At 61.2% G+C, this 619-nt stretch carries 1 protein-coding gene; it reads right to left on the bottom strand.

The features are described from left to right. The coding region (locus AC1DZP_RS36340) for a strawberry notch-like NTP hydrolase domain-containing protein (protein ID WP_477309188.1) at positions 1 to 619 on the bottom strand (619 nt) is incomplete at both ends.

The following is a 619-nucleotide window of genomic DNA, read 5'->3' as shown; positions in this document are numbered from 1 at the left end:
GCCAACCGGCGGCAGCGAGGCGAGTTTTTCGATCATCTCGTCGCGTYGGCGAACGGCCTCCCGGCACTGAACCGGATTGCCATCTTCGTCGTGGACAGGCCGCGAATAGACGTTACCCTCCGCGTCCGAATATTCCTCGAACAACTGCGTGGGGAAGGAGTGCATCAAGTACCCGCCGACATACTCGCGCGGCGTGACGTCGACATGCAGATCCGACCATTCCTCGGTCGGGACTTCGGCAAGGCGCCGTTCCATCAGCGCTTCGCCGGTCGAGACGATCTGCACGACCGCCGAATGACCATCGGCGCAATCCCGCTCGATGGCGCCGATCAGGGTCGGCGTCATCATCGAGGTGATGAGATGGCTGAAGAAGCGTTGCTTGGTGCTCTCGAAGGCTGAGCGCGCCGCCGACTTGGCGTTGCGGTTCAGCGTGGCGGAATCGCTGGTGATGTTGGTCGCCTCGAGTGCGGCGGTCAGGCTGTTGTGGATGACCTGGAATGCGTCCGCATAAGCATTGTAGATGCGGATCTGCGCCTCGGTCAGCGTGTGCTCGAGGAGGTCGTATTCGACACCGTCATAAGAGAGCGAACGTGACATATAGAGGCCGAGCGACTTGAGA

It is taken from the genome of Mesorhizobium sp. P2_F8, from assembly GCF_056403655.1.
The sequence above is the reverse complement of the archived record's forward strand: the minus strand, read 5'-3'. Positions and strand labels throughout refer to the sequence as shown.